Consider the following 23,002-nt stretch of genomic DNA (forward strand, 5'->3'; position numbering starts at 1 on the left):
ATTAATTATGTTTAGAGCTTGAGAAACATCCATAAAAAAATCCAAGTGCATTAAATACACTTGGATTTTGACAGCTCTGAAGGATCGTTCAACCGATCACTTTGGCCTTAACTGATCGGCATTACAGACAGCTGGGGGTTTTTGTTTGGTATGTATGAGAATCAATATGTCACTACGCAGCGTGGATCACATCTGGCGATAAAGCACATAGCTCATCTAAAATTTCTTTGGTCTGCTTAGAATAAATCAATTTATCCTTCGCCCCCACCAGTTGGATAAGCTTTACCTTGCCCGAAAGCGCACATTGCCTTAACGTTCTTAGTACCATTTGGTTATCTAACGCGTTGTTCTCATCAACCCCCACTCCCGGAACTAAAGAGGCTAAATCAATCGTCACGATCAGTTGATCACAATGCTCTATGTAGTGACCTAATTGGCTTTTTAGTTGATTACGATGACGAAAACCACACTCATTCAGCGTTAACCAATCACAGCCTAAATCTTCTGCATACTCCCACACTTGGTTGGATTGATGCATTTCATCAATTCCAATACAAAATAGGCGCGTATTGTTATAGCGAGAGAGTGCAAAATGAAATGCAGAGCCAACTTGTAGGTCCAGCGTTTGTTTCAGCTCAAAATGATGTCCGATACTCACAATACCAACTTCGTCATTCTCAAAAGCCATCACTGGTAATGCATTGAGCAGCATTTCGTGACAATTCGCTAGTACGACGGGCACTGAGCTCAGTGCTAATTGATGGCTCAAGGTGTCTTGAAAACGGGTGGCATTTTTATCTTTGACGACTATATGTCCCGCATCAGAGTAACAAGGCGTGGATTGACGCTGATAGAGCCAATCTGATGCAAATTCAAGGCTCTGCTGAGCAAATTCAAACTCTACTTGAGACATTGGCTTTATCTGTTCACAGAGTGTCATGAACGTGAATGGATAAGCGGGTTGGCTCTGTGTACGACTCATACGGTAGCGTTTGAATAAACTTAGCATTATGAATTACCTTTCTGGTGGCAACGCTCTTGCTGCCTGTAATACATGTAAAATGATCCGCTGCTTGTTGGTTTCAACACGATGGGCTGGAGCCATCACTGAAATTGCGCCGATCAACTTACTCCCTTTCATTACGGGGGCACTAATTCCGGAAACGCCAGGATCAATTTCTGACGTGCTCACGGCGTACCCATTACGACGTATTTTTTCCAACTCTGTCTGCCATTTTTCCATTTGGTGGTCTTCACCAAAATAACGAAGAATTTTTTCACAGCGCGGAGCGGGTAAATACGCCAACATCACTTTAGATGAGGCACCTCGAAGCAGGGGTTGACTTTGACCCTGGACGAAGCTGCATCGAAGTGCCTGCATACTTTCTTTTTGGCTAACGCACAAGGCTCGGTATCCCACCGGAACCATGTATGCCGCCATTTCGCCTGTCTGTTTCTGTAATCGACTTAACACCGCATCGACTGCATCTAAATTGTGTTGACTCGTTTCATAACTGCGCATTAAAAGTAGAGCCGCCGAACCGATGATCAACGTTTTGTCGTGTGGGCTCTCTTCGATCAAGTTCCACTCTTTCAAAATCTTCAGATGTCGGTACAAACTACTCAGCGGAACTTGCAATTGTTCGCTCAAGGTTTTCGCTGATACTGGCTCTTCATTTACCGCCACTTGCATCAATAATTGCAGTGACTTTTCATTAACTTGGCTGGCCGATAATTTCGTTTCGTTCATGTTTTCTTTTTAGCCTCATTTATTCCACGCCTCAACTATGATTCTTATATATCGAGAATTTAAGATTAATAACAGACTTGCTTTCTCACCAAGTGAGAAAACATAACAATCTGATCAAAAAAAGGCTCCGCAGAGCCTTTTGAATAAGAAAGAAACAACCGTTACGCTAATTTAAATGTCGCCACTTTTGCACTCAGCTCTTCCGCTTGCTGCTTGAGTTCATTGGATTGGCTCAAGCTATCTTCTGCACCAATGACCAGTTGCTCCGTCACATCCTTGATAGAAGTAACATTTTGTGTAATTTCACTAGTCACATGCGTTTGCTCTTCGGCTGCCGTCGCAATTTGCGTCGCCATATCACTGATCAAGGCAACCGCTGCTTTAATTTCTTCAAGCGCACCGGATGCTTTATCGGCATCTTCCACTGAGTTCTCAGCGAGCGTTGAGCTGCTTTGCATCAACGATACCGCACGTTTAGTGGTTTCTTGCAGGGTATCAATGGTTGATTTTATCTCTTCGGTAGAAGTATGGGTGCGCTGAGAAAGCACACGAACTTCGTCTGCTACCACGGCGAAACCTCGGCCTTGCTCACCGGCTCGCGCAGCTTCAATAGCCGCATTCAGCGCAAGTAAGTTGGTTTGTTCTGCAATGCCTTGAATGGTTGCCAGTACGGTCGAAATCTCTTGCGCGTGTTGGTTTAGTGCGGCAATCACGCCACTGGCCTCACTCACTGATTTTGCCAAGTTATTGATCGAGCCTTTGGTATGAATCACCAAGGCATGTCCATTGTTGGTGCTGGTTGCCGAGTCTTGCGCCGCTTTTGCCGTTTGCTCTGCGTGAGAGGCTATCTCTTGCGTTGCCGACGCCATTTCAGTGACCGCAGTAGCGACCATCACAATTTCTTGCTGCTGGTGACTAAGCTCTGATGCCGATTGATTAGCGCGATGCGCGCCATGTTCTGATTGCGCTTCCAATTGATGAGACTGGTGACGAATATGGCCAATAAGTTGTTGTAAACTTTCCACAAAGGTATTGAAGTTTCTGGCCAATTCACCTACTTCATCGCTGTTCTCTACTTCAATACGTTGGGTTAAGTCACCACTACCGTTTGCAATTTGTGCCAACGCTTGAGAAACATTATTCAAAGGACGGAACAAAATATTACACAATAAGTTGAACAGCAGAGTACAGAGTATGACCACAACGGCAGTAACAATGAGCTGGCTGAAGGTAGCTTCAGATAAAGGTGCGATGAGCGAATCGTGATTGATGACCACAACAGTACTGAGATTCGTTCCGTTGATGCTTCGAGCGTAGAGAACATACTCCTCACCTCGAATATCCACCAATAAATCGCTGCTTTTCGCAATCGCTTGGCGGATATCAGCGAAATTTAAACCCAGATCAGAAACACTTTTATTGAGCAGCTTAGTATCACTATGGGTAAAAATATTGCCTTTATCGTTAGCAATAAACATATATCCCTCACCCGGCAAAATAACTTGCTTCATGCTGTTGAGGATGTCAGTAATTTCTACGTCGGCACCTAAAACGACTTGTTGGCCATTTAAATTCAGTGCCTTACCTAATGAAACCACATTAGCGCCCGTTGCCGCAGCAACGGTTGGGTTATCCATAAACACTTTTGATGGGTTTGCTTTAGCGTTTGTATACCAGCCCCATTTGCGCGGATCATCGTTCCCCGGCGGCAAGATGACACCATTAGCGTTGTTTTGCGAACCGTCGGGGTAAGCAAGAAATACGTTGTCAAACGCTGCAGAATCTCGAACTTGTTTTAAATGTGTCACGATGGCTTGTTTCTCGGCATCTTGCGACAGCGAGGTTAAAGCACGCTCTTTCGACAGTAACCAGTCCGTCACATACTGATTATAAGAAGCGGTGGTACTTTGTAATCGTTGTTCAACATCAATATCTAATCGCTCCAGTGCAGCTCGATACGACAATGCTTCAACGAGTAATCCCCCAAGAATAATGGCAGCGCTGGCTGAAATCGCCAGTTTGTTTTTTAACGACATTTTTTTAAACATAGGTAGACCTATTTGTAATAGTAATTTAACTCAAACCGATAGAATTCTCGATCAATTGGACATTATAATTTCAAGCCTCAAAATAAAACTTGAAGCGGTCCACGTCTTTGTCATTGCTCACAAAGGACTACAAAATAGCATAGTGCATTTAACACATTTATATCATGTGAGTCAGAGAGTTGATTACTCATCACTTTGGAATTAACTTCTAATTTTGAGTGAATTTTTCTGGTCTAACCTTTTCTATCCTCACCATAGTAACCGCAGGAAATAGGCGAAAAAAAAGAGAACAAACGCTCTCTTTTGGATTAAGCTTAACCAGAAACTTATCGGGTCAACAGTGACTTCAATGAAAGTTCATCAGTACTATAGAGCTTGTGGCTAATCCAGTAGCTGGCGATACCAATCATGATATACACAAATAAATTACCCCAACCAGTACCTTCGAAAGCCGTGAACATGTTTGAAGAAGTCATTAACTGCAACGGCAAATTGAAAATCGCGTGGTAAAACTCCCCTACAATGTCAGAATTCAGCATAACAATCGAGATCCATTTAAGCGCGAAACCGCCCACGAACATCACAAGGATCGGCGAATTAAATATCTGTGAAATAACTAAAGTAAAGCAGGCTAATGGCAGCATCGTCACAGCAATCACCCACATGATACTGAGGTAATTCAACCAGTGTTGAACGGCATATCCTAGAGAACGCTGTTCAAATAATAGGGCTAAACGGTTTTCTGTCGTCAAGTTAAGCCCCCACAGTAGAACGTCCGCACAAATGACTAACACGGAACAGACCACAGGGATTACAAATAGACCAAACCCCAGTTTTACTATGTGAGTCATATTGTTCGTCACTGGCATGCTGCGCCAGAACATTGAGCTTCCCTCTTTACGTTCCTTGCGGAATGTTCTGGGGAAATAGAGTGAACTGAGCATTAGCGAAATAAAACCAACAAGCATGATGATAAAGGTGTTGAAATCATCCACAAATTCAATATGGACATCGCTGATGTCGCCACCAAATTCCATCTCAAAAAACAAGTTATGTTGCAGTGTATTGTTCATTAATAAACTGATGAACAATAGGGTTCCGCATACCAATAGAAACAAAGGAATACGCGTAACATTTTTGTTTTCAATCAGCTCTTTTTCAAGCATATAAATACTGGGGTGCATTATGCGTTCTCCTTCTGCAAGGCAAGAAATAGTTCAGCAAGTTTTACACTGTAAATAGAACCAAGCCCTTCAACGGCTTGACGGTGTTCTGAAGTCAACAACCACTTTGTTGTTCCCAAGCTTGGCTGAGATGCCAAAGGGCGATAGGTTTGGATAACGTCTTGATATGCGTTACTGGCCTCTAGAACAAAATATCCTTGTGCAATCGCCTCCATTGAGTCTTGCAGCACGACTCTACCTTGCTTCAAGATCAGCACATCCGTTAGCAAATGCTCAATTTCCGATACTTCATGGCTAGCAATAATCAAGGCACGCTCACCATCATGGAACCATTCTAGCAAGTGACGATAGAAGGTATCACGATAGATTAGGTCCAAGCCAAGAGTTGGCTCATCCAAAATCAGCACTTTGGTATCGGTGGCAATCACAATGGCTAAATGCAGTTGTACTTTCATCCCTTTTGATAAGGTACGAATTTTACTTGATAAACGAATGTTGGTTTGTGCAAGGACTTGCGTGGCCTTGTCTAACGAGAAGCTGGGATGCACGCCTGACGTATAACGCAAAATTTGTTTAACCGTCATCCAATCTGGCAACACATTGACGTCTGAAATGTAGGAAAGATGCGCCATCACTTGCGCATGTTCCGTAATCGGATTTAAGCCTTGGATCAAAATGTCACCTTGATAATGGTGAGCACCGAGCAACGACTTAATTAAGGTCGACTTGCCCGCACCATTATGTCCGAGCAAACCGAGCACCTGTCCTGCGTAGAGCTTAAAGCTCACATTCTGCAGAGCTTCCGACTCGGCATGCTTTGCGTACTGTTTAGATACACCGTTGACTTCGACTAATGGATTCATTGGTCACCTTCAATATGCTGTTGTAGTTGGTTGATAAAATCCTCAAGTGGCATCGCCAATAGCTTGAGTGTTTGTGCAATTTCTGGGATCTGTTGCTCTAAAAAGTGCTGCTTTTGTTTCGCCTGTAATTGCGCTAGCGCTCCTTTCGCGACATACATACCTTGACCTCGTCTTTTTTCAACAATGCCTTCGTCAACAAGCAGTTGATAGCCTTTCATGACAGTTAAGTGATTGATTTTCATATCTGCCGAAACGGTTCTTACCGAAGGCAACGCACTATCTTCTAGCCAAATACCTTGTAGGATCTGCTCGGTAATTTTGTCGGCTAGCTGACGGAATATGGGTTGGTTATCTTGCCAATCTGTCACAATTTTATACCGATATAGTGTTATACACATATATAACACTAAAGCAAAAGTATTGAATTGCAAGTGATGAATGAAAAAACATAGAAAAACGCACAAAAAGCCTCGTGTTAGAACGAGGCTTGAAGTCATTGTTTGCAATAAAAAGTTTATTAAACCCGTTAGCTCATTGAGGTGGCTGGTTTATTAAAGCAATCAGCTTGTTGGACAACTCGCAGGACCAATCTCTTTCCATACTCCCCACACACCAGTAGTCGATGGGTTTTCGCCAGTTGTCCACCACTTGGCTTCCCATACTTTACCAGCCCAAGAAACTTGTTGACCGCCAGTATAAACCGCTGATTTATCCCACAAGTTACTGCAAGTGTCACCACCAGAATCTTTCTTCGCCACGATAACCGATGCACTTGCAGAGGCCGCCGCTTTACCATCACTGACAGTTACAGTGAAGCTTAGCGTGGTGTCTTGTGTATACTCAGGAGCAACAAACGAAACACTCGCACCTTGAATGGTTGCATTTAGGCCTGCAGGTACATCCCATACGAAAGTTAAGGTGTCTTGATCGACGTCACTTGAAGCGGAAGCGTCCACCACCACAACCTCACCAGCACTGACATTGCTTGGCGCAGTAATCACCGCCACTGGTGGCGTGTTCACAGGCTCAGTTGCTTTAGGTTTGACCGTTACAGTCACAACATCAGAAGCCGTTGCACCTTTGTTATCTATGACCGTCAACTTGAACGTCAGCGTTTGTACTTGTGCCACTTCGGCCGCGTCAAAACTGGCTCGTGCAGAATTAGCGTTTACTAAGCTCACTGCTGTGCCCGCCGTTTGCTGCCACACGTAACTGACAATAGTGCCATCACTGTCTTTTGATGCACCGCCATCAAGAATAACACTCACCGGACCGACCACCGATTGATCAACACCTGCATTTGCAGTGGGCACGCGGTTCGCGGGGGGTGTAGTACCTCCTCCTGCTAAGCTTTCATGCATCGCATTTAGGATGTCACCATTATCAGCGTCAATCTCCCAAGAGAACAACCCGGCCAAACCAAGGTTTCGAGCATAGGCGCCTTTGGCTTTGATTGAACGGTTATCGTCAAAAGTAACCAGTTGGCCCGTTGTACGATTCCAAATCCAAGGTGCTTCAGCTTGTGCATCGTATCCATATTCAAAGCCATTAATACCGGTATTATTAGCCCCTAACATGAATGATTTGATGCCTTTATAGTCAATCACACCCGCTTCCCACACGCCTTGCGCGGAAGTGCCTTTCAATTTTCCGTTACCTACCCCTGTCATCGGATCGGTTGGATCACTTAATGAAGCCGGCATCACCCCTTCCCAGCCACGGCCATACATAGCCGCACCTAAGACTAACTTATTAGCAGGGACACCCTGTGCTAGCAGTAACTGGATACCGTTATCCGCCGTATAAGCAGGGCCTTTATAAGGTTCGCCATTTTCATCTACTCCTTTTCCATCACACTGACCAGGGCGCATGAATGATCCGCAGTAAAGCGCGGTTTGGTGGCCTAATACGTTATTCCAACCGCCATAAAAGTCATAAGTCATGGCAAAGATGTAATCCATATATTGAATGGCTTCGCCATAATTAACATCTTCAATCTTGTCATGACCAACACCAATTGCTGACGTGAGCTCATAAGTACGACCAGTTTCCGATTGCAATTCATCAAGCATGGCACGCAGTTCACGCATTAACGCAATGTACGCAGGACCATCATTGACTGGGTCACCGCGATCCGCCGCTTGACCACCACCACCGGGATATTCCCAGTCGATATCAACGCCGTCGTAGAATTTCCAAGTGGTTAGGAATTTCTTCACTGAAGCAACAAAAGTATCGCGATTGGCCTTGTTGGTAAAATCAAAAAATGGATCAGAGAGTGTCCAACCACCAATAGAAGGAAGGATCTTGAGGTCTGGATTACGCTGTTTGAGCGCCATCAACATGGCATAGTTGCCCTTGATCGGAGAGCTGTATTGGTGACCTGCTTGCGGGAAACTCTTTTGATAGGCCGCCCAAGGGTCATGGATCACCACTTCGTAATCATTCACCCCATTACATGCGGTCATCAACGCGTTGTAGCTGTTTCCACCAACGGATTTCAATGATTCGTTAGGGCCACAAATTGGAATGAAGCCGTATAGAATATGCGTCAGATTATCAGCCGGGATGTTATCTACCGTATATTTTCGGTCATAGATGCCCCACTCAACAAAATAGGTTCCAACCACCGTATCTTTATCGGTCGTGTAAGTCTTGTTATTGGGATCAATATTCATCACCAAAGGTTTGAGATGTGAGCCATCGGTATCGGCAATTGTTATCTCAACGGGTGCACTTTTGCTGCAACCTGTCGCGTCGCAAGCTTCGATTGCCATTTGGTAAACACCACCTTGTGCATAACTGAAGTTTGCGGTGGTTTGGCTGCCAGTGATTGGGCCTGTCGCGACCTGTGCACCATCAAAATAGATTTTATATGTGTTGCCCGTTGTACCACTCCATTGGTTAAACTTAACGGCAATCGGCGCTTGATCATAATATTTGACCATTTGGTTATAACCAGCCGTGCTTTCCATGGCTAATTCAACTTTAGAAAACTGTAGATTATTCGACCCATAGACATCGACGCTAGGGGTTGCTGGTGCTGCCATTGCCGTGCCCGAAAGAGCCATTGCAATACTTGCGGCGCACAAAGTAATACGATTCATACCTATATCTCTCATTTCTGAATGTTTCACTTACATTTAAGCAAGCTGCTCTTCTGATAAGGCATTGAAGAACATCCATTTCAGTATTTACAAGACTTATTTTTTTTAGCAAAAAAATAAAAACGCTTTTCGAGTCATCGTTAAAATTTTGTTATGGGGATTCACCGTGTTACATCTTAAAAGCAATTCTGAGTCAGGAATTCAGAATTTTGACAAAGCAAAGCAGGTAAGTTTAATTTTTTACGCTAATTAAGGCCTTTGAAGAAGACTGAATGGCATAATTTAAAATTAAGAGAATGACATTATCACGTGACTAACGATCTGATAATATTGACGAATGCATGACGCATGCCTCGTACTAAAGATGTTACATTTCAATGAAAATTAGTCACTTATGCCGTTGAGAACTTGCTTTTACAACCAACTATCGGCAACCTCTACTCTATTGCTTGCAAGGATAAAATAATGAATCTAATTAAACCGGCTTTATGTACATTAACCATGATCTTTAGTGCCTCTGTATTGGCTAATATCACTCTTGAAATTCCAGACACCATTAACTTATTAGCGGTGAATGGTCAGAAGCCCGAAACTTCTGGCAGCCTATTTTCCTCAGCGAAAAGCCTTGAGCTGGCCGATGGTGAACAACAAATCGTCTTCAAATACGCGCCTTATTTTACGCAAGGGAATGACCGCGTGATTATCGAAAGCGATGCAGTCATTGCCACATTCACCGCAAAGGATGCAAAACTGAATTTTGCCATGCCTGAATACCGTGATGCACATCGAGCAGAGAAAGAGATTAAAACAATGCAATGGTCACTGATTGACCAAGCAGGCCAAACACTAGAGATAAAGCAAGATCGCCTTCTTAAAGAAGGATATCAAGTAGGTCGTGACTATATCCGTGAAGCAAATGACTATAATCGCGCAGGGGGTATTGCGGCTATTGGAATGACGGATGTTGCTATGCTGCAAAATGAACTAGCTCAGTCAGGAAATGTACAAAACGCCGCCGAAGAAATGCTGCATTTTTGGTACAACAAGGCTGATGAGAAAACGAAAGCACGATTTAAAGAATTCGTTAACCAACAGTAATAACACCTCAATATGAGCTCTCTGAATTGAGAGCTCATTAGTATTGAAGTAGTTTGTGCTTAGCTTACCAGAACAGCATCGCAATCATGGTCAACAAGCCAATACAAGCAATATTTAACATCATACCCACTCGCATCATCTCACTTTGCTTAATGTGTCCAGAGGCAAACACAATCGCATTGGGTGGCGTCGCAACGGGCAACATAAATGCACAAGAAGCCGCAATAGCAATCAATACAGATAGAATCACGGGTGAAATACCAAAGGCTTCAGCAACACTGGCAAACACCGGAATAAGCAGCGCTGCACTGGCTGTATTACTCGCGAATTCCGTTAGGAACACCACGAAAACAGCAATCACAAATACAATAAAGAACAGACCTAAATGAGAGATCAGGGCACTTAGTTCATTGGCTAGGAAAACGCTGGTTCCCGTTTGCTTAAGTACGTTACTCAAGCAAATACCGCCACCAAACAGCAGTAATACCCCCCAATCTGCCGTTTTTTCTACATCTTTCCAGTGCACCACTCGGGCAAAATTGACCAAAACAATCGCACCCAGCGCAACCAGAGTATCAAAGCTCGCAAAACCACCCAGCATGGCATTGACTGGTTTGCTAAATATCCAACAAAAAACCGTTAATGCGAAAATACCAAGCGTGACGACTTTACCTTTATCCCAAGTAACAGGTTCATAATTGAGCTCGAACTCTCCATTAAGATCCGGTTTTAATGCGAAATATAAAATAGTAATCGCAATGGGCAGCATAATCGCCGCCGTTGGAGCACCAAATTTCATCCAATCTGTAAATGAAAGACCAACCTCAGCAGCGGCAATCGCGTTAGGAGGGCTTCCTACGATGGTGGCAATACCACCAATACTGGCGCTGTAAGCAATACCTAACAGCACAAAAACATAGGTCGAATGACCACGGTCTTTATCCACTTTGCTGAGTACACCAAGCACCAGCGGTAGCATCATCGCAGCGGTGGCGGTGTTACTGATCCACATTGAAAGCGCGGCAGTCACACCAAACAACATGAATACCGCAACGCTCATTTTTCCGCGCGCCATGATAAGAACTTTATCGGCAATAACTTTGTCCAGACCCTGCCGATGCATAGCAGCAGCCAATGCGAATCCACCTAAAAATAGGAAGATAATCGAGTTAGCAAAGTTATTGAGCGCCGTTTGGGTGTTAAAAACACCAAAAACGATGGCCATGATAGGCACAAGAATGGCTGTGACCGTCACATGTAAAGCTTCCGTTAACCACAGCACAGCAATAAATGCCAGCATACTAATGCCCAAAGCGACATTAGAATCAACAGGCAAGGCATTGTACAGGACAAAAAACAGGACAATATCGGCTAGGATGATAAGGCTGTTACGGTTAAAAAACCATTCTCGGGTGTTGGAGGGTAAAGGGACACTATCATTTCTATTCATTATTATTTTTCCTTATGAGGGCCTACTGGCAACAATATGATCACACATATTCAAACAAGGAGATAATAATTATTGCGAAATTGTTAACCTTATCAAGACTATGGTTAACAATTTAACACTTTGAAATAAATGGAAAACTATTGGTTAAATTACACCCATCCAATTACGGCTTAAAATGAGCTTAAAACGAACACCTTAGCATGGTATTCCTGCCAACAAATCAAATCCGTACTTAACTTGTTCACCTTTCATCACACGTCCATGTCCTTGGTTTTGGGTGGTAATAAGTGACACTTTCTCGATTTCTTCTGCCGCTCGCTTTGACACAGAATATTTGGTGAACTTATCATTCTCATCGTGAACAATGACGCTGCGAGATTGACGCTGAGCAAGCTTATGGTAAGGATCGATAGATTGAATGGGATAACGATATTGATCGGCAACTTCCGCAACAACGGCCTCAAATAAGCGCATCGAATAGCCAGACCTTGCCACACTGCTGAATAAGTTATCCAAATAATCCAGCACGGGCGCGACCAATAGCATTGGACAATGCTCAATTTTATGATGTCGGCACTCTAATGCGGCGGCCGTCCCCATACTGTGTCCAACGATACCAGCAACATTGTCAATACTATCGAGTATCGCTTCCAACCCTCCAACAAACGCAGGAATGTGACCATACACTCCCTCGCTTTGACCATGTGCTGGGTGATCATAAGCTAATGCCGTATAACCACGTGCCGCAATATGCTCCATCAGTGGATAAAACTGACTTGCCGTGCCAGACCAACCATGAGTCAATAACCAAATGGGACCACTTCCGAGTTGATAAGTCGTCAGAGCCCCTTCAACGCACATTACACGGCCAGTTTTCAGGCCAATTGGCGGCTGGTTTTGAGGCTTACTTCTTGCCGGAGTCAACAATACATTTCGTGCAACTTTTTTGGCATGTGACGGTGCGAGCGTGTGATGAAGACGAGTGCTCATATTGACCAATGTACGTTTCACACTGAATGTGTTTGAGGTGCTGAAATAGATTTTTTCACTCACTGAGTTGCCCTTCCTCTCGATAAAATAGAACGTTCGTACTATTTACAATTAAAAAATTTTATTTTGTTAAATATTTGATTTTGTTAAATAAAAGTGCATCTTCGCTGTTGCAGACTCGTTCTTCTCGCTGCGAAAAGCGAGAATTAGCTAACATTGCTGCTTCACTATATTTCGCCATCGAGACATTAAATCGTCCACGCCTTTCCAAAAATGTTGATAACTTTCTATTTGGCCGTAGATCGAGTAGAACAAATGAGCACTTAAATAGAGTCCATACAACTCATAAGCAGCCTGCTTTACATCCAACTTCGGATGAAACTGTGCGCTATCAACCCCTTTTTGAATTTGAATTTGCAAGTAATGAATCCAAGTCGCGATGGTTTTTTTAAGTACTTTTTGAATTGCACAATCACAAGTTGCGGCATCTTTCCACGCATCTAAAAACATACAACTGCCTTGGAATGAATGATTCCAACCTAACCAGTGCTCTAACAGCACTCGCAATTTAGCTTCGATATTCTCGTCGCCAATCAGGCGAGCCGGTGTAATAACACGCTCAGTAAACACAGAATGGGCATGCTCTAATACTGCAATTTGCAAATTTTCTTTAGCATTAAAATGCGCAAACAAACCACTTTTTGATAAACCGCACTGTTTTGCCAACTCACCGATAGTGAGACTTTCCAAACCGTTTTCACTGGCTAATTCGAACGCTTTGTTCAGTACATTTTCTCTTGTAATTCTACCTTTGCTCATATTATGCCGACTCTCACTTCATACCATGCTATTTTTAGCACGTTCGTTCTTTTTTGCAAATTTGATTTTGCAAAATGAGGAACTGTGGAAGAATAGCAACGCTATGAGCAACTTCAATGGATTGATATGACAACGATTATCGAACAACTTTTGTTTTCGGCCTCAATTACAGGGCCTATCTGTTTGATGTTAGTACTGGGCGTTGTACTGAAGCGAACGGGGGTTATCAACGACAATTTCATCGATGTCGCGTCACGCATCGTATTCCAAGTTACCTTACCAGCCATGCTATTTCTTAGCATCGTCAAATCACAGCACGATTTTTCTTCCAGTGCAGCACTGATCGGCTATGGACTACTCGCTAATTTCCTATTTTTTCTTTTCACGACTTTTTTCACCAAAAAAGCGTTCCCACAACATCTGGATCACGGCGTGATCATCCAAGGCGGGTTTCGTGCGAATACCGCTATTATCGCTTTGGCTTATGTCGCAAATACTTATGGCGAACCTGGGCTAGCATTAGCGGCGATGTACGTTGCCGCAACCACTATCCTTTATAATATTCAAGCGGTGATAACACTCACGCCAAAAGGGGAAAGTTCAGGGCTCAAAGCCGCAGGAGTAATTGCCAAAACACTCACCAAAAACCCACTGATTATTGGTATTCTGCTCGGTGTTTTATGCTATTCCTTATCCCTTCCAATCCCGAAAATGATCACTGATGCTGGCCAATACTTTGCCAATATGACACTACCATTAGCACTACTGTGTACTGGCGGCTCACTCAATATAGGTTCACTCCGAAGCGACAAAGCACCGGCTTGGTTTGCCACTGCCCATAAGCTGATTCTCGCCCCGATATTGATCACATCGGGTGCGTTACTTTTTGGCTTTCGCGGGTTAGAGCTCGGGCTAGTCTTTTTGATGAGTGCATCCCCTACCGCTGCGGCCAGTTATGTTATGGCAAGAGCAATGGGAGGAAATGCAACCTTAGCGGCCAACATCATTGCATTGACGACCGTATTTTCACTGTTTACTTGTACACTAGGCATCTTCCTGCTCGCATCTCTGAACTTAATCTAACCGCCTTTTAATTCACTGCGGAAAAGTAAGTAAGGAAGGGCCATTCAAAAAAGAGCGAATCATTCCATCATGGAGACATCGCTTTTTTTCAGTCCATGATTAAATAGCGTCAACAGTTGTTCACTTCGTTCACCCATTTTAGGGAACAACAGATAGTTATTATTGATGAGAAAAGGTTTGGGATGGTGCGTGATCATTTCTCGCCATTGCGGTAAGTATTTATCCAGAGTGTAATAACCGATATGAATTTCTTCTGGCATGAGATCAATCCGCTTTTTCGCCAGCCGTTCGAAGTTCTGTTTTGGATCATTGACTCGAGACATTTTTATTTGCTGCGTCTCTAACAATCTGTCTAACTCGGCACCATAGCTGTAGGCAATGCCACCTCCTAAATGTAACCCCTTAAGATCATAGAGGCTTTCCCAGTGAAAGTCGGTTTCTTTATGGTGAAAAAACACGAAGCGTTCATCGCTCACCGCTTCGCTATAATAAAAATCTACCGTTCGCTCTTGGTTAAACATCCAAATAGCAGTTGCATCATAACGTCCAGCTTTGGCTTCGGCGTATGCTCTCGCCCATGGGAAAAAATGAAACTCAACTTCGTAGCCAGCATCCTTAAATACTTTACGGATGATCTCAGCAACAAAACCATTATTTTCAAGGTGTTGACCAATAAACGGCGGCCATTCACCAGCACTAATACGAATAATATGACTATTGTGTATTGAGGATGGCGCTGCCCATGCGGGAATAGAAATCCATGATAGGATGAGACAGAGCCAAACCTCATACCATCTTAAAGATTTCATTGCCGTACCTGAACATTGAGCAAACTTTTAAAAAACATAACAAAAACTAATAAAACAAAACGTATACATAATATATTTATGTTTTTATGCTAGTGCAGTTCTTAAACCCACTTTTTGTAACCAACACGACAAAAATAAGGCCACGTGCTACAACATCAATGAGGAAAGAACCATGATGAAATGGATAGTTGGTTTAAGCCTACTATTTAGCAATGTTGCTAGTTTGGCAGCGACTTCGGTCGATTGGTTACAGGTAAAATCAGAAGACGGCATTACGATCTACTCGCGCCACCATAGCGATGGCTTAGTCCAAATACGGGCGCAAATGTTCGTACCCACTAGCTATTTCGCTTTTATGCGGCTATTAGATGACAGTGAACATGTACCAAACTGGATAGATAACGTGAGTAACAGCCGTGTGCTGCAAAAAATTTCAGATACCGAGAATATTGTTTACACCCAATTCTCGGCACCATGGCCAGCTAAAAACAGAGATATGGTGACTTATTCAAAATTTGAGATGCTACCTAATGGTTTAAGTTTAGACATAGTGGATGCCCTAAATTACTTGCCTGAACAACCGGGATACATCCGTATCACTCAAGTCAACGCACATTGGACGCTGCAAAAACTGACTAATGGTATGACTCACATCGATTATATTGCCTTCGCTAATCCAGGAGGTGCACTACCTAACTGGTTAGTGAACAAACTGTCCACTGACAGTGCCTTTACCACATTTAAAGGCTTGCGCCGAGAATTGGCCACCTATCAAGATAAACTTCACCCTGCCGTGAATGAATAGCATTCTTAACCCAATACTTGGCCAAAAGGAAGGTAAATAATATTCAGCACGATCAAGACAACCATCGCACTGAACGTTAGCTTCATACCACGAATCCGCCCTTTAAGTTGGTCACTTAAAATCGCTCTGGCATGTAAAATTCGGCCAACGATAAACGTAATACCCACCCCGTGGATCCACCATACGCTGGCACCATTAAACTCCAATAACCCCATTAGGATTAAAGTAATAGGAATGTATTCTGCGGCATTTCCTTGCGCGCTGCGAGCTAATTGCAGTGCTGGTACTCCACCATCGACATATCTCACTTGGTTAGCCCGACGCTGTTTAATAACGTTAATCGCTAGCCACAAAAATAATACTGAAAGTATCGATGCATATAGAGCAGTAACCATGGTCATTCCTTTTCAAGTCAGTAGTGCCTCTATAGTAGTGCATCAAACACGTTCAGGTCACCACTCTGATTCAAAGCAATCTCTAGTGCTGGAGTGGCTTAATCTCCTGAGCCGAGTACACCTTATCCACTTTATCCCAAGGAATCGGGTCAATTGATACACCTGCGTCTTTTGCGCGTTGGTGAATACGCTCTAATGAAGAACCAGACTGCTTATACGTTTCCACACCAAAACCATTGCTATCGCGATCCATGACTTTATCTGGTGCCAATTCAGCTAAATAGATGGTCGTACCACAACCTCTTAACCAAACTTTGGCTTGCCCATTGGGCAGTAAACCAAACACGAATTCGGTGCGATAACAAACATTACCCAATGAACCATCTCTATTTTGGTAAAGACTTTTTTGTGCCATCAAACTTTTCACATCTTCAGATACAGTATATTTGGTGACATAAAACTGGGTGTTAATAAGTGAAACCCAGTACAAATGAAGAGTATCGGGTGGCAGCTTAATTCGCATGACCTGATCACCTCGTCGATTCATCGCAAAGGGATGTATTGGTAATCCAAAACCATCATAGCTAGGAAGCTCTTTTTTGATATTCTCAAATGCACTGATCCTCATAAACTGAGAAAAAGTATGTAAAGGGGATGTCCAATCTTGCGTATCGTTCACCCCATAGGCTTGAGTCACTCTGACAGGGTAAAAAGAGGGCATTGAAACGCTAACGCTCCATGCCTTCTCTGGTATTGTCCCCGCATACAATGAACAAGCATTTAACAATGCCGTGATCAACAAAACAGATACACTTTTTAGATACATTTTACGTTCTGATCAAAGATTGTTAGTTAAGAGATTTGATCTCTTCCATTGAATACACCTTATTTACTTTATCCCAAGGAATCGGGTCAATTGATACACCTGCGTCTTTTGCGCGTTGTTGTATATCATTTAGTAAAGAACCCTGTTTATATCTTTCTTCATCAAACCCATTACTATCACGATCCAATACTCTATCAGGTCCCAGCTCAGCTAAATAGATGATTTTACCACAGCCTCTTAGCCAAACCTTGGCTTGTCCATTGGGCAGTAAACCGAACACGAATTCGGTGCGATAACAAACATTACCCAATGAACCATCTCGATTTTGGTAAAGACTTTTTCTTGCCATCAAACTTTTAACGTCTTCAGATACAGTATATTTGGTGACATAAAACTGGGTATTAATAAGTGAAACCCAATACAAGTAAAGAGTATCAGGTGGTAGCTTAATTCGCATGACCTGATCACCTCGTCGATTCATTGCGAAGGGATGTATTGGTAATCCAAAACCATCATAGTCAGGAAGTTCTTTTTTGATATTTTCAAATGCACTGATCCTCATAAACTGAGAAAATGTATGTAAAGGGGATGTCCAATCTTGCGCATCGTTCACCCCATAGGCTTGAGTAACACTGACAGGATAAAAAGTGGGCATAGAGATACTGACACTCCATGGCGTCTCCGGTATCGACCCAGCATACGATGAGCAAGCATTCAACAATGCCGTAATTAGCAAAACAGATATACTTTTCAAATACATTCTACTTTCCTTTTTCGCATGGGTAGCTGGCGCGCTTATAGCAACCTTTACTTTCATCCCAAAGCGGTTTAAGTGCAAAACTATCATCTGACGAGTGGTGAAATACGTTTAACTGCATCAACTCTTGTTTACGTTTTTCATCAAACTCACTCTCTAACTTGGCATACTGTCCTTGCTTTGCCATATCCAGTACTTTTTGATTGAAAACCTTAAAGCTGGCAGCTAAACCATTTATGGTTAGCTCTGGAAAATCTCTTACTGTGTAATAAATCGCATAAGGATCCGGAACATGCCAAATCTTGCCATCATAATCCTCAAGAGGAACACCATGAAACTCAGCTAGACCATACATTAATCTGAGGTATAAACGAGAGAGTTCACCTTCCACTTTGCGCTGTATATAAAGGCGACCAACCACTCTTCCGCCCTCTTTTTTGCCATGATTAATAAACTCAACTTCTGGCTCTACATAGTCACTTTCCTGCCAGCCAGTGGCTAAATCACGCTGTTTATACTCAGCCAGCTTTCTTCTCACGTATTGCTCGGCGCGATCCTTATCCCAGCGGTCAGAGAAAGAGCGGCTCGCACGCTTCACCAACTTTTTTTCTAAGATCGGCAAGAGATAATCACTCTTGTTGTAGCTCAGGCGTGAATGGTAACCGCCACCAATATCGGAATGGGCTCCAGGAAGGACAAATTCATGAAAATGCGCCACCGAATCAACAGAGTTAAGATGGTTGAGGCTAAAGTTATAGCGACACTCAATGGTAGGATCGGCGGTTAAGTGAACAGCACGCCGAACGCGCTGAGGATCAATCCATAACCTCACATCACCATTGTCATGATGAGTTGAAAAATCAAAAGAGAGTAGGTCAACCACAGAAGCGACGGTATCAAACAGGCCTGCAAAAGTAATCTCACAGCTGGCTTTAGCCTCATCTGCTTCATTCCAATCAAACCCGTAAGCTAAGAGAATGCCGCTCTTTTGGCACGCCTTGCTAAACGCCTGAGCAAACTCGCCCTGCTCGCCACCCAAAACCACATTAATAAAATGTCTTGCAGCAGCAGCTCCACGGCTAAAGCCAAATACATCAAACTGCAACTTATTAAAACCGTCAACGATATTCGACTGTGCGTTAGCAAAGGTAGATTTCAGTTCCATAATTGACGTTGAAAGCTGATCTATAGAAGTACTAACTTTAGCAGTCACACCATATTTACCTATCCCAGCCCCCTGCCCAAAAATTTCCGATTCATCAGCCGGAGCAATATTTGTACTATTCCCCGTACCAATTCCGGTCATATATTCAGAAAGAAAATAGGTTTCTTTATCGTTCGAGAATTCTTTATTTATATAGCGTTCAAACAACTTCTGTACATTGGTTAGCTCATTAGTGGCGCTGCCTGCCACTGTCTCTACTTCGCCTTCATCATTTTTAAATAAAGAGATAAAGAAATTGTCTTTTTTAGGATAATCAAAACACTCGCTCGATAAGTGAGTAGCAGGAATGTCGTTTTTAAGCCGCCCTGTTTTTCTGGAAATAATGTCGCAATCAACCTTGTATTTCATTTTCCATGTTTGATAGTAATTCTCTAACTGAGTTTTCCCCCACTGCGCACTGTAGCTATTATTGGCCGTACCATCAAAAAACATACCTACACGTAAGGTAATAAAGTTAAATCCTCTCACTTTAAGAACATAACTTTTATCTGTCAGTAATTTACAAGCATCCGCTTGACCTTTCTGGTGTCTTACTGGCAAAGCATATTCAGGCGCTAATTCGGTTAGATCGCCAGTAGTCACATTTACAAAGCTAGCACTATTTCCTAAATGGTCTTGGTATTGCTTGGCAAAATCTAAAGTGGGGTCAGCTTCATTATTGGGTTTTCGCCGCTTACCTTGAGCCTCTCTTAGCCATTGATCAGCATCGAGAGTTAGCGTCACTGGGCCGGGGGCAAGTGTTTTAAGCAAGATAGGCGCTTCACCTAATACGACGGGAAATTCATGCTTTGCAGAGTCAGTGATAGTACCAGTGATGCCTTCAAATGGCTTATTGAACTCATCACGGATGATAATTTCAATCCAATGCGTTCGATTTTCACACGGCGCACAAAAAGGGCTAACTCCTGTTGTACTTCTCATTGCCAGCTCTCCTTAATGGCTTTTAACTCTTTCAGTTCATCCGATGTTAAATGTAAAGGATGGGATAAATCATCAAGCGCGGTATCGGTTTCAGTGACGAGCGCAACTAACGCATGCTGCTCTGCGACCTCGTAGCTATTTTGCTTTTCTAATGCTGATTGCAAGGCTGATAGTATCGTCTGCTGCGGTGATTCTAGGCGTTGTAAAAGATGCGGCAGTAGCTCCCACCAACGTCTTTCTAAGGAATTTGCATGAACATTTACGTTGTACAAAGGCGCTAGGTGGTGAGGTAACATCTTCCACCAAGTCCCGTGACGAAGCACAAATTCACTGCATGAGGTATTACTGAAGGTAATGAGAGCGTCTTCTTCATGGTGATCAATCGCCACCAATTGGTTGATGTTGCCTAAAAAGTGATTCACCTCGGCTTCATCCATCGCTCGTAGTATGGGAATAATCACATCACGATCGTAAAAACGAAACATCACTTCTTCGCCATCAAGTGAAGCTATCAATAAACTTTGTAAATGATCGAGCATTACTTCAGTACGGGTTGAACTGGTTAGAAATAGACCTTGCTGCAAAATCTCGACTGGCAGGTTTAACACTTTCCCAGATACTGGAACGAGCCACGGAGATAAGCCCATTACTGAAGAAAAAGTATCTCCATGAAATAGTACGGCCATGTTTTCGAAACTCATCCCGCCGTTTTCAAGCATCCCATGCTTGATTGTCTTGTATCCAACAAGCCAATACACCGATCCGCTTTGTTGCGTTACCCATTGATTAATCATCATTACATCCCTGTATTTTGATGGTTATTGGCTAGTAATGCGTTGCCATTCTTGTGGTTTTTCCGCCTTGACCCATTCGGCTTTATGATTAGCTGAAGCGCTTTTTTTCGCATTTTTGACTGGAGGCATGTTTATACTCTGCCGATAGTTTTGGTACCAGAGATCAAATTGATCGCCACTATTTTGGATAACAGCGTCAACTTGATTATTGACTAATGTACGTTTTTTACCCTCAAATGCATCGAGTAGCTTGGTGTCTGTTTTTGCAGTAGATTCGACCTTGGGTAAATAACCTTGCAGTGCGTTTGGAACCGTTCGAAACTCAAAAAGTATCGCTGTTTGTGGGCTTTTAGGATCACCAATGGTGGCGTTATTGATACCATGCCCAGCTACTTCTCCACCATTTTGAAAGTATTGAAATACATTAACGGCGAGATCATTTGAACACACCGAATAAAGTTCTGGAGTTATTTTGCTACGCACGACTCGAGAATCCTTAGCACTTAATACCTCTAACATTTTCGAAGGCTTAGTTCTTGGTAATATCTCCCAAGCATTTTTCACTTTAGGGTCCGTTAAACCATTAGCATTAGGTGTAATGCCTTCTGATTCTGGCTGCCACTCGTTGATATAAATACCAAATTTTTTCGACAACTCAGCGGTTTTAATATAGATGGACGTTAAGTAAGCAAATACTGAGGAAGCCGTTTCTTCATCATCCAACTGCTCACTGCGAGTTAATGACAGAAACTTATCCTTGAGTGATTTTTTATACCAAGGGGCTAATTCAAGTAACCGAAGCTCTGCACTAGCGCCCGTTCCAAATAATTTAGCGCTAACTCCAACTGTAACCTGCTGCCCACTCGGAGTCATCGAGATTGTTTGACCTTGGTAATCGGCAGAGACACCATTTCCAGCAGCGATAATATGATTCACGTTCGAGATTTCTAGAATAAACTGACCATCATCACTACTCGTAGCCGCAAGCGTTTGATGGTTAAACTGGCTAATGTGCGATGTGAAATACTTCGCTAACCAAAGCATACCTGCTTTACGATCCTCGACGGCTTTTTCATCATCCATTGCACAAGGGTAAGTAATAAGCTCAATTGTATGAGTTTGCCACCCTGTATAATCTCGACCATTTTTAAGATGCGGCGGGCAATGATAACTGCCTTGATTCATATCTTTGGTCAACATGAATAGCGCTTCGCCTTTTGCATTTTTTACATAACCAAATTTTTGTGATGAATTGGCAGGCATCGCGACAATCAAACCACTCAACTCATTCTCGATACCGATTGAGGAAGTCGGGAAATGAGTGCCAAACTCCGGAGCAGGCTTAGTTGTATTTCGAACACGAGCATCTGATGCTAAATTCGTTGCTTGTACCGGCACAGGTTGCGGTGGTGCTAATGGCGGAGGTGGAGGCGGTGGGGGGCTCACTAACCCTTGAGTTTGCTCTAAAGGACAAACTCTTACTGCGGGGATACTTGCTTCTTCAGCTTGCAATAGCGCTTGGTAAAGAATGGTTTGAGGTGGCGCGGGGGATTTTTGCAGTTCAAGCTCACCAGGTAATAACGGTAAATCACCACTAAAACCACTGCCACTGCCCGCACTTCCGCCTGAGTTTAAATTAACGCCCGCCCCAGAAAGATGGACACCAGCAGGATCGACTTTGACAAAACTGCCGCCGGCTGTCACGGTAATTTCTGATCCAGCTTCGATCACCACTTTTTGTCCAGCTTTGATGTGGATTTCATCTCCACTTTCATTAGTCCAAACTTGCCCTGATTTTACGTGCAAGGAACCATCGACCATTAATATACAGCTACCCTTAACCGATTCGCGGCTTTCGCCCTCCACCGTGAGATGGTGGTTATGTTTAACGTGCGTAAACTGGTCGTTATCCACCGTGAGGTGCTGGTCGTGCTTGATGTGCGCCGTGGCGTCATTGAGCACCAAAGCATCTAAGTCTTTTTGCGCGTGTAGGTAGATTTTCTCTTGCGCCGCTTGGTCTTCAAAGCTCAGCTCGTTAAACCCTTCTCCTTGGTGCGTTTCACTGCGCAGCACGGTTT

20 protein-coding genes are annotated in these 23,002 nt (G+C 43.3%); 3 read left to right on the forward strand and 17 right to left on the reverse strand.

The genetic code is table 11. The annotated features are described in order from the left end of the window. Positions 1-172 precede the first annotated feature (172 nt). The 7 genes from AACQ75_RS07920 to AACQ75_RS07950 all read right to left on the reverse strand — a co-directional run bounded on the left by AACQ75_RS07920 (position 173) and on the right by AACQ75_RS07950 (position 8,952). The gene (locus AACQ75_RS07920) at positions 173-1,009 is read right to left on the reverse strand and encodes an arginase family protein (RefSeq protein WP_013868324.1); all 837 of its coding nucleotides are present in this window, start codon (positions 1,007-1,009) and stop codon (positions 173-175) included. 6 nt (positions 1,010-1,015) lie between these two features. Next, positions 1,016-1,750 (reverse strand): IclR family transcriptional regulator, encoded by a 735-nt coding sequence (locus AACQ75_RS07925; protein WP_010316838.1) that lies wholly within the window; start codon positions 1,748-1,750, stop codon positions 1,016-1,018. Positions 1,751-1,911: 161 nt separating this feature from the next. Continuing rightward, the gene (locus AACQ75_RS07930) at positions 1,912-3,798 is read right to left on the reverse strand and encodes a methyl-accepting chemotaxis protein (RefSeq protein ID WP_094124805.1); all 1,887 of its coding nucleotides are present in this window, start codon (positions 3,796-3,798) and stop codon (positions 1,912-1,914) included. Between the two features lie 326 nt (positions 3,799-4,124). Beyond that, the gene (locus AACQ75_RS07935; RefSeq protein ID WP_170889808.1) at positions 4,125-4,982 is read right to left on the reverse strand and encodes a hypothetical protein; all 858 of its coding nucleotides are present in this window, start codon (positions 4,980-4,982) and stop codon (positions 4,125-4,127) included. Next, positions 4,982-5,845, reverse strand: coding sequence for an ABC transporter ATP-binding protein (locus AACQ75_RS07940; RefSeq protein ID WP_170889809.1), 864 nt, complete (start codon positions 5,843-5,845; stop codon positions 4,982-4,984). The genes AACQ75_RS07935 and AACQ75_RS07940 overlap by 1 nt, the downstream gene beginning before the upstream one ends. After that, positions 5,842-6,213 (reverse strand): GntR family transcriptional regulator, encoded by a 372-nt coding sequence (locus tag AACQ75_RS07945; RefSeq protein ID WP_026028428.1) that lies wholly within the window; start codon positions 6,211-6,213, stop codon positions 5,842-5,844. The genes AACQ75_RS07940 and AACQ75_RS07945 overlap by 4 nt, the downstream gene beginning before the upstream one ends. Before the next feature lie 192 nt (positions 6,214-6,405). Further along, the gene (locus AACQ75_RS07950; RefSeq protein WP_170889810.1) at positions 6,406-8,952 is read right to left on the reverse strand and encodes a glycosyl hydrolase family 18 protein; all 2,547 of its coding nucleotides are present in this window, start codon (positions 8,950-8,952) and stop codon (positions 6,406-6,408) included. Between the two features lie 474 nt (positions 8,953-9,426). Between AACQ75_RS07950 and AACQ75_RS07955 the strand changes: the two genes are divergently transcribed. After that, positions 9,427-10,050, forward strand: coding sequence for a DUF2057 family protein (locus tag AACQ75_RS07955; RefSeq protein ID WP_026027524.1), 624 nt, complete (start codon positions 9,427-9,429; stop codon positions 10,048-10,050). A 64-nt stretch (positions 10,051-10,114) separates the two neighbouring features. On the opposite strand, the gene AACQ75_RS07960 is transcribed toward AACQ75_RS07955, so the two are convergent. The 3 genes from AACQ75_RS07960 to AACQ75_RS07970 form a co-directional block, all read right to left on the reverse strand. Continuing rightward, positions 10,115-11,500, reverse strand: coding sequence for an SLC13 family permease (locus AACQ75_RS07960; protein ID WP_017043564.1), 1,386 nt, complete (start codon positions 11,498-11,500; stop codon positions 10,115-10,117). Between the two features lie 195 nt (positions 11,501-11,695). Beyond that, a complete protein-coding gene (locus AACQ75_RS07965; protein ID WP_115339947.1) occupies positions 11,696-12,553 on the reverse strand; it encodes an alpha/beta fold hydrolase in 858 nt (285 codons plus the stop codon). Positions 12,554-12,700: 147 nt separating this feature from the next. After that, complete coding sequence (locus AACQ75_RS07970; RefSeq protein ID WP_170889811.1) at positions 12,701-13,309, reverse strand: TetR/AcrR family transcriptional regulator; 609 nt, start codon at positions 13,307-13,309, stop codon at positions 12,701-12,703. Positions 13,310-13,435: 126 nt separating this feature from the next. On the opposite strand from AACQ75_RS07970, the gene AACQ75_RS07975 reads away from it, so the two are divergent. Beyond that, positions 13,436-14,392: an AEC family transporter gene (locus tag AACQ75_RS07975; protein ID WP_017048118.1), complete on the forward strand. Its 957-nt coding sequence runs from the start codon at positions 13,436-13,438 to the stop codon at positions 14,390-14,392. A 59-nt stretch (positions 14,393-14,451) separates the two neighbouring features. On the opposite strand, the gene AACQ75_RS07980 is transcribed toward AACQ75_RS07975, so the two are convergent. Further along, complete coding sequence (locus AACQ75_RS07980; protein WP_170889812.1) at positions 14,452-15,201, reverse strand: substrate-binding periplasmic protein; 750 nt, start codon at positions 15,199-15,201, stop codon at positions 14,452-14,454. 175 nt (positions 15,202-15,376) lie between these two features. On the opposite strand from AACQ75_RS07980, the gene AACQ75_RS07985 reads away from it, so the two are divergent. Further along, a complete protein-coding gene (locus tag AACQ75_RS07985) occupies positions 15,377-16,006 on the forward strand; it encodes an START domain-containing protein (protein ID WP_026028159.1) in 630 nt (209 codons plus the stop codon). A 5-nt stretch (positions 16,007-16,011) separates the two neighbouring features. Here AACQ75_RS07985 and AACQ75_RS07990 read toward each other — a convergent pair whose 3' ends face one another. The 6 genes from AACQ75_RS07990 to AACQ75_RS08015 all read right to left on the reverse strand — a co-directional run. Continuing rightward, a complete protein-coding gene (locus AACQ75_RS07990; protein ID WP_096036840.1) occupies positions 16,012-16,407 on the reverse strand; it encodes an MAPEG family protein in 396 nt (131 codons plus the stop codon). Between the two features lie 76 nt (positions 16,408-16,483). Then, on the reverse strand, positions 16,484-17,227 hold the full coding sequence (locus AACQ75_RS07995; protein WP_170889813.1) for a DUF2931 family protein: 744 nt from the start codon (positions 17,225-17,227) through the stop codon (positions 16,484-16,486). A 22-nt stretch (positions 17,228-17,249) separates the two neighbouring features. Next, positions 17,250-17,987, reverse strand: a complete 738-nt coding sequence (locus tag AACQ75_RS08000) for a DUF2931 family protein (protein ID WP_170889814.1) — start codon at positions 17,985-17,987, stop codon at positions 17,250-17,252. A 1-nt stretch (position 17,988) separates the two neighbouring features. Continuing rightward, positions 17,989-20,130 (reverse strand): phospholipase effector Tle1 domain-containing protein, encoded by a 2,142-nt coding sequence (locus AACQ75_RS08005; RefSeq protein ID WP_170889815.1) that lies wholly within the window; start codon positions 20,128-20,130, stop codon positions 17,989-17,991. Beyond that, positions 20,127-20,927, reverse strand: a complete 801-nt coding sequence (locus AACQ75_RS08010; RefSeq protein ID WP_249339403.1) for a DUF4123 domain-containing protein — start codon at positions 20,925-20,927, stop codon at positions 20,127-20,129. Before AACQ75_RS08010 ends, AACQ75_RS08005 begins: the two co-directional genes overlap by 4 nt. Positions 20,928-20,948: 21 nt before the next feature. Continuing rightward, the coding region (locus AACQ75_RS08015) for an actin cross-linking domain-containing toxin (protein WP_170889816.1) at positions 20,949-23,002 on the reverse strand (2,054 nt) is incomplete at its 5' end.

Origin of the sequence: Vibrio sp. B1-2 (assembly GCF_963888445.1) — a bacterium.
GTDB lineage: Bacteria > Pseudomonadota > Gammaproteobacteria > Enterobacterales > Vibrionaceae > Vibrio > Vibrio anguillarum.